6 protein-coding genes are annotated in these 7,560 nt (G+C 33.4%); 4 read left to right on the plus strand and 2 right to left on the minus strand.

The annotated features are described in order from the left end of the window. The first annotated feature begins 29 nt into the window (after positions 1-29). From ilvB to ilvA, 4 genes are all read left to right on the plus strand, one after another. Positions 30-1,763 carry a biosynthetic-type acetolactate synthase large subunit gene (gene ilvB / locus CVD18_RS10085; RefSeq protein WP_103865319.1) on the plus strand — a complete coding sequence of 578 codons (1,734 nt, stop codon included), beginning with the start codon at positions 30-32 and terminating at the stop codon, positions 1,761-1,763. 51 nt (positions 1,764-1,814) lie between these two features. After that, on the plus strand, positions 1,815-2,354 hold the full coding sequence (gene ilvN / locus CVD18_RS10090) for an acetolactate synthase small subunit (protein ID WP_199185067.1): 540 nt from the start codon (positions 1,815-1,817) through the stop codon (positions 2,352-2,354). Between the two features lie 109 nt (positions 2,355-2,463). Further along, positions 2,464-3,939: a ketol-acid reductoisomerase gene (gene ilvC, locus CVD18_RS10095; protein ID WP_103865321.1), complete on the plus strand. Its 1,476-nt coding sequence runs from the start codon at positions 2,464-2,466 to the stop codon at positions 3,937-3,939. A gap of 151 nt (positions 3,940-4,090) precedes the next feature. After that, on the plus strand, positions 4,091-5,356 hold the full coding sequence (gene ilvA, locus CVD18_RS10100; RefSeq protein ID WP_103865322.1) for a threonine ammonia-lyase IlvA: 1,266 nt from the start codon (positions 4,091-4,093) through the stop codon (positions 5,354-5,356). A 77-nt stretch (positions 5,357-5,433) separates the two neighbouring features. Here ilvA and CVD18_RS10105 read toward each other — a convergent pair whose 3' ends face one another. Both CVD18_RS10105 and CVD18_RS10110 read right to left on the minus strand, forming a co-directional pair. Then, positions 5,434-6,408: a T9SS type A sorting domain-containing protein gene (locus tag CVD18_RS10105; protein ID WP_103865323.1), complete on the minus strand. Its 975-nt coding sequence runs from the start codon at positions 6,406-6,408 to the stop codon at positions 5,434-5,436. Positions 6,409-6,423: 15 nt separating this feature from the next. Then, positions 6,424-7,131, minus strand: coding sequence for a hypothetical protein (locus tag CVD18_RS10110; RefSeq protein WP_103865324.1), 708 nt, complete (start codon positions 7,129-7,131; stop codon positions 6,424-6,426). Positions 7,132-7,560: the final 429 nt, after the last annotated feature.

Below are 7,560 nucleotides of genomic sequence, written 5' to 3' on the forward strand. Positions count from 1 at the left end.
AAAAGTCTGGTCTCAAAAAAAAAGAGTGTATGGAAACACAAACGGAAACATTAAAAAAAGAAACAAAAGTGTCAAACAAACGTATGACAGGTGCAGAAGCAGTAATCCAGTGTCTATTGGCAGAAGGAGTAGATTTAATTTATGGATACCCTGGTGGAGCCATAATGCCAGTTTATGATGAACTGTATAAGTTTCAGGATCAGTTACATCATGTGTTAACCAGACACGAGCAAGGAGCAACACATGCGGCTCAGGGGTATGCTAGAACTAGTGGTCGAGTAGGGGTCGCACTTGCTACCTCAGGGCCAGGAGCAACCAATTTTGTAACAGGGATTGCAGATGCACAAATTGATTCTACACCTATGGTATGTATTACAGGACAAGTAGGGTCTCATCTTTTAGGATCAGATGCGTTTCAAGAAACAGATATTATAGGAATTTCTACTCCAATAACCAAGTGGAATCATCAGATTACCAAAGCAGAAGATATTCCTTCTGTATTAGCAAAAGCTTTTTATATAGCGCGTTCAGGTAGACCAGGACCCGTATTAATCGATATAACAAAAGATGCGCAATTTGGAGAGCTGGATTTTATATATGAGAAATGTGTAGGAGTACGAAGCTATCAGCCAGTACCAAAAACAGACCCAAGTACAATAAAAGAAGCGGCTAAACTTATTAATAATGCCAAAAAACCTATGATCGTATTTGGTCAAGGAGTAATTCTTGGCAAAGCAGAAGAAGAATTAAAGACTTTTGTAGAAAAAACAGGAATACCATCTGCATGGACTATTTTGGGGCTTTCTGCATTACCAACAAAACACCCTCTTAATGTGGGAATGGTTGGAATGCATGGTAACTACGGCCCTAATAAGTTGACGAATGAATGTGATTTGTTGTTAGCCATAGGAATGCGATTTGATGATCGAGTGACAGGTAATTTGGAAACCTACGCAAAACAAGCTAAAGTCATACATTTTGAAATTGATCCAGCAGAGGTAAATAAAAATGTAAAAGCAGATGTAGCCGTTATGGGAAATGTAAAAAATACCCTAACTCAATTATTTTCTTTGGTAGAACCTAAAACCCATGATTCCTGGCTAAAAAAATTTAGAGATTATGATGTTATAGAATATGATAAAGTAATTAAGAATGAGTTGTTTCCTGATAAAGATGGATTATCTATGGGAGAAGTAATAAGAGGGATTAATCAAGAAACAGGAGGAGATGCTGTTATTGTATCAGATGTTGGGCAACACCAGATGATTGCTTGCAGATATGCAGAATTTACTCAATCCAAAAGTAATATAACCTCTGGAGGATTAGGCACAATGGGATTTGCATTGCCAGCAGCTATTGGAGCTAAAATGGGAACTCCAGAGCGAGAAGTAGTAGCTATTATAGGAGATGGTGGTTACCAGATGACAATACAAGAACTAGGAACTATTTTTCAAACTAAAATACCAGTAAAGATTGTTGTTTTGAATAATGATTTTCTTGGCATGGTGCGCCAGTGGCAACAATTATTTTTTGATAAAAGATATGCCTCAACAGAAATGGTAAATCCAGATTTTGTAAAAATAGCAGAAGGATATCATATCAAATCAACAAGAATAACCAAAAGAGAAAATCTGCAGGAAGCAATAGCAGAAATGATTGCGTGCAAAGAATCGTACTTTTTAGAAGTATGTGTAGAAAAAGAAAATAATGTATTCCCTATGATTCCAACAGGAGCATCAGTTTCAGACATAAGATTAGAGTAATAAAATAGGTTATTCCGAATAGAACCGGAATCCATATACAATATATCAGTAATGAAAAAAGAAAATTATACCATATCAGTATATACCGAGAATAATATAGGACTGTTGAATAGGATTTCTGCAATATTTTTGAGACGCCATATCAACTTAGAAAGTTTTACTGCATCGGTATCAGAAATCAAAGATGTTTTTCGTTTTACAATTGTAGTAAGTATTACAGAAGAGCAAGTAAAAAAGATAATCGGGCAAATAGAAAAGCAGATAGAAGTAATCAAAGCTTTTTATCATAAAGATGATGAAACGATTTATCAAGAAACGGCATTATATAAAATTGCTTCAAAATTATTATTTGAAGAACGTAAAATCCAAAACGTAATTAAAGATAGTAATGCAAATATCGTTACCGTAACTCCAGAGTTTTTTGTATTAGAAAAGACGGGAAGACGAAGGGATGTAGAAGAATTATATAATCAATTAGAACCGTATGGTTTAATGCAATTTGTGAGATCAGGTAGAATTTCTATCACAAAACAGAAAATGCATATTTCTAAAATACTAGAGAATTTTGGAATAGAAGAAGAACTTGTATAAAGAGATATAGGTTCTCAAAAAATTAATTGATATATACAATTAAAAATAAAACAACTAAAATCAAAATTAAACCAAATTTCCTCGCGGAAATCACAACAAATTAAAAGCAATGGCAAATTATTTTAATACGCTATCATTAAGAGACCAATTAATCCAGTTAGGAAAGTGCAGATTCATGCAACCAGAAGAGTTTTCTGGGGGAGTAGAAGCGCTAAAAGGAAAAAAAATAGTGATCGTAGGATGTGGAGCACAAGGATTAAATCAAGGATTGAATATGAGAGATTCTGGATTAGATATTTCATACGCATTACGAGAGGCAGCGATCAAAGAAAAAAGACAGTCTTTTAAAAATGCATCAGAGAATGGGTTCAATGTAGGAACCTATGAAGAATTAGTTCCTAAGGCAGATGTGGTTATTAATTTGACACCAGATAAGCAACATACACAAGTAGTAAATGCAGTAATGCCTTTGATGAAAAAGGGAGCTACATTGTCGTATTCACACGGGTTTAATATTGTAGAAGAAGGTATGCAAGTACGTGATGATCTTACTGTGATTATGGTAGCTCCAAAATGTCCAGGGTCTGAAGTAAGAGAAGAGTATAAAAGAGGATTTGGAGTACCTACATTGATAGCAGTGCATCCTGAAAACGACCCTCAGGGACATGGTTTTGATCAAGCAAAAGCCTATGCTGCTGGAACAGGTGGACATAGAGCAGGAGTACTGGAATCTTCGTTTGTTGCCGAAGTAAAATCTGACCTTATGGGAGAGCAAACCATTTTATGTGGATTATTACAAACAGGATCTATCCTTTGTTTTGATAAAATGGTAGAAAAAGGTATTGACCCAGGGTATGCCTCTAGATTAATTCAGTATGGATGGGAAACCATTACAGAAGGAATGAAATATGGTGGTATTACCAATATGATGGATCGATTGTCAAATCCTTCAAAAATTAAAGCATTTGAACTTTCTGAAGAGTTAAAAGATATCATGCGTCCTTTGTTTCAAAAACATATGGATGACATTATGAAAGGGTATTTTTCTAAAACAATGATGGAAGATTGGGCGAATGATGATAAAAACTTATTGTCTTGGAGAGCAGCAACGGGCGAAACGGCATTCGAAAAAACGCCTGCAGGAGATGTTGAAATCTCTGAACAAGAGTTTTATGATCATGGAGTATTGATGGTTGCTTTTGTAAGAGCAGGGGTAGAACTAGCTTTTGAAGCAATGACAGATTCAGGAATTATAGAAGAATCAGCGTACTATGAATCATTACATGAAACACCATTGATAGCAAACACCATTGCTCGTAAAAAATTATTCGAAATGAATCGTGTTATTTCTGATACAGCAGAGTATGGATGTTACTTGTTTGATCATGCATGTAAACCATTATTAGCAGATTTTATGAAAAAAATTGATATAGATGTTATTGGTACAGCATATGATAAAAATAAGAGTAATGAAGTAGATAATGCAAAGCTCATAGAAGTAAATACGGGACTTAGAAATCACCCAATAGAAACCATTGGAGATAGGTTGAGAGCATCTATGACTGCGATGAAACCAATAGTATAAATATAAAAAGTTATTTGTCTGGCCGAATCTGTTGAAGTTTTAAGATGTGTATTGTGTAGTCTTTGATAGATTCTGGCTGGCCAGAAATAAAAAAAATGTAAGGAGTAACCAACCAGACATGAATAATAATATATAATAGTAAGCTTAGAATATGAGTACTATAACCACCACATATTTCCCTCAATTAGAAGATATACAAAAAGCTGCTTCTACCATAAAAGAAGTGGCAATGGTTACTCCACTTATGAATAGTATTAGGTATTCTCGTAGATATGAAGCCAATGTTTTATTGAAACGAGAAGATCTTCAGCGTGTACGCTCCTATAAGATTAGAGGAGCATTTAATAAAATAAGTTCTTTAAGTAAAGAAGAACTGGCAAAAGGAGTAGTTTGTGCTAGTGCAGGAAACCATGCGCAAGGCGTTGCATTTGCGTGTAACCATTTAGAGATAGAAGGTACCATTTATATGCCTTCTGTTACACCAAAGCAAAAAGTTGCCCAGACGCAAATGTTTGGAGGAGATCATGTAAAAATTGTACTTGAAGGAGATACATTTGATGATTCATATAAAGCCGCAATGGCAATATGTAATGCCGAAGGAAAAACATTTGTACACCCTTTTGATGATCCTAAAACTATAGAAGGGCAAGGAACAATAGGGTTAGAAATTATAGAACAATCAGAGAATCCAATAGATTATATATTTGTGGCTATTGGAGGAGGAGGATTGGCTTCTGGTTTATGCGGAGCAATACATGCATTATCACCGCAAACAAAGATTATAGGTGTAGAACCAGAAGGAGCACCTTCTATGTTTACCTCATTACAAAATAATAAGAATACAGAACTAGCAGAAATTGATAAGTTTATTGATGGAGCAGCAGTGCAAAAAGTAGGAGACTATAATTTTGATATCTGTAAATCAGCTTTATCTGATATGTATACTGTACCCGAAGGGCTAGTATGTCAAACAATTTTGGATTTGTATAATAGAGACGCAATTGTTGTAGAACCTGCGGGCGCATTAACACTAGCTGCATTAGAGTTTTATAAAGACAAAATCAAAGGGAAAAATGTAGTGTGTATTGTAAGTGGTAGTAATAATGATATTACTCGTACAGAAGAGATCAAAGAACGAGCATTGTTGTATGCAGATTTAAAACATTATTTTATTGTACGTTTTCCACAAAGAGCAGGAGCACTAAAACAATTTGTAGGAGAAGTACTGGGGCCAAATGATGATATCACTCATTTTGAATATTCAAAAAAATCAAGTAGAGAAAACGGACCAGCTGTAGTAGGAATAGAATTAAAAGATAAAAAAGATTTACAACCGCTAATTACCAGAATGAAAGAACTTAATTTTTTCGGAGATTATCTAAATGATAAACCCGATTTATTTCAGTTTTTGGTATAAGAAAACATAGTTATTAGCTGTAAATAAAACGTCTCTATTCCAGAATAGAGACGTTTTTGTATTGTATTCAATAAATATTATTTAGAAATGACAAACTTCTTAGTAGTAGAAGAATTATCCTCTTTAGTAATTTTTAAAAAATAGTTGCCTTTCGGTAATTTTTCTACAGAAATTTCTAATTGATTATTAGATGTTTGATTTTTGTTAACAGGAACTTTTTTAATTATTTTTCCTGTAATATCAAGAATATCTATGGTTTTAATTTTGATATGTTCTATTACAGTGTTTACAAATAGAGTATGCTGTGCTGGGTTTGGGTGAATTGTAACAATATTATTAGAAGTTGTGTGTAGCATTCTCCTTCTTGGGTCAACACTACTTGCACTACCTTTTCGTCCATTAAGTGATGTTATATTTTGAGTTGGTGCTAACCATTTTTTTAAGAAAGGATAGACCCTGTTGAATCGTAAATAAGAGTCGTTAGTTTCAAAAGGAAGATTACAACCAGATTCCCCTCTTTCTAAATGCCCAACAAAACGTTTATTTTGATTGAATAAAGGAGATCCAGAAGAACCAGATTGTGTGATCCCCATGTCCTTATCCCACATAATTTTAAAATGATCTTTGTTTTTAGTATCAAAAGGTGTAGGTGAACCTATTGTAGCAGGATCTTTATCAATCGATATCTTTTTTATATCTCCTACTGGATGATGTATCCCTACCGATTGTGTTGGAACATTTGTTGAAGCATCCCAACCGTTATAATATACATTATAGCTAAGTGGTGGAGTTTTTGATAGTTGTACTAATAAATAATCTTCTTTATGCCCAATCTGTCCCAATTTATCTTTTTTACCATTAGCCAATACCTTAGAGCCTGATATAGAGTAATCTCTAAATGCATTAGGAGCATCAGTACTACTACAATTAGGAGATTGATAATTAAATACAAAAACCCAAGATTTTATATTAGTGGTCTGCTGAAAACTATCAGAACAATGATAAGCGGTTATAAAATATGGAGTGCCGTCATTTTTTTCATTATTAAGCAAAGATCCAGAACAAAATCATTTCCCTTTATCGGTTACAACAAGGGCAACAGAATTAATTTGATCTTTCCATTGACTACCTTGGGGACAGTTTACATTAATATTACAATCACCAGAGCTATTAAAATCTTTTGCTTCTGAGTGACCTATCGCTTTTGCAATACCAAAAATATCCATGTAGTCATGAGCTACCGATTCTATTTGCAATGCTGGAATTTCTACTACGGTATTAGGTTGATAATATTCTATAGTAATTTGATCACCCTTGATTGGTGCAGTACTAAAAACTCCAGATTCATGATTGTTTTGAGAGGTAAAAGCACCTCTTATGTCAGAACGATCCTTGTTGTAAAGAAATAGTTTTGCACCTTCAGGGATATAAAAATCAGAAAAGGTAAAATTAAGAGATTTTGCTCCTTGAGAATAAATGGTTAATAACCAAAACTTATTACCTTGAGCATCTGTATACCATTTTCCCGAGTTCTTTGTGTTGAGATGTACATCATGTCCATAAGCAAATCGATAAGCAATGTTTTTACCTTCGTCCTGTAGATCCTCTTTCTGTAATTTCTTAAAATCAATTTTGGGCATGGTTACCTTAGGTATACCATTTGATTTTGAAACATTTTCTGTAGCAAATCGTGGAGTACCACCCTCACTGATCTGGGCCTTGATGCTCATTCCTAAAAGTAAGGAAAGTGCAATTGTGAAACATTTTTTTTTCATTTGTGAGTATATTAATTTGAGTTAATAGACTCAAAGTTAGGGAAGAAACAAATTTAAATTCCTGATATACAGAAGGTTAACTGAGTATTGTATTCTGATCAGTGAATGATAATAAAACCCTAAAAACATTTTTAATATAATTGATTGATTTTTAGTTTTTTATGATTTTTTTTGTGTAATATTGGTTTTAAGAGAGTTCTTAATGAAATTATAATTTAACTACAATTTATTGTAACTGATTAATTATTTCTTATCATTAAAACTAAATTTAATGTATAATTATAGAAAGAGATGATCCCACATGGTTATCTCTTTTGTTTTGATAAATATTTTTTTTAAATAAATAGAGGTAGTTATTAATAAGAGCATAAATTAGTTTATCTTTTGTTTTAAAAATCCTTATTTTTAGGTTGTGAGAAGAAGAAATAA

The organism is Aquimarina sp. I32.4 (genome assembly GCF_002924285.1).
Lineage (GTDB): Bacteria > Bacteroidota > Bacteroidia > Flavobacteriales > Flavobacteriaceae > Aquimarina.

Excerpts from the sequence above, each read along its gene's own strand:
- ilvB (WP_103865319.1), top strand. The coding sequence starts at position 30 with ATGGAAACACAAACGGAAACATTAAAAAAAGAAACAAAAGTGTCAAAC.
- ilvN (WP_199185067.1), top strand. The coding sequence starts at position 1,815 with ATGAAAAAAGAAAATTATACCATATCAGTATATACCGAGAATAATATA.
- ilvC (WP_103865321.1), top strand. The coding sequence starts at position 2,464 with ATGGCAAATTATTTTAATACGCTATCATTAAGAGACCAATTAATCCAG.
- ilvA (WP_103865322.1), top strand. The coding sequence starts at position 4,091 with ATGAGTACTATAACCACCACATATTTCCCTCAATTAGAAGATATACAA.
- CVD18_RS10110 (WP_103865324.1), bottom strand. The coding sequence starts at position 7,131 with ATGAAAAAAAAATGTTTCACAATTGCACTTTCCTTACTTTTAGGAATG.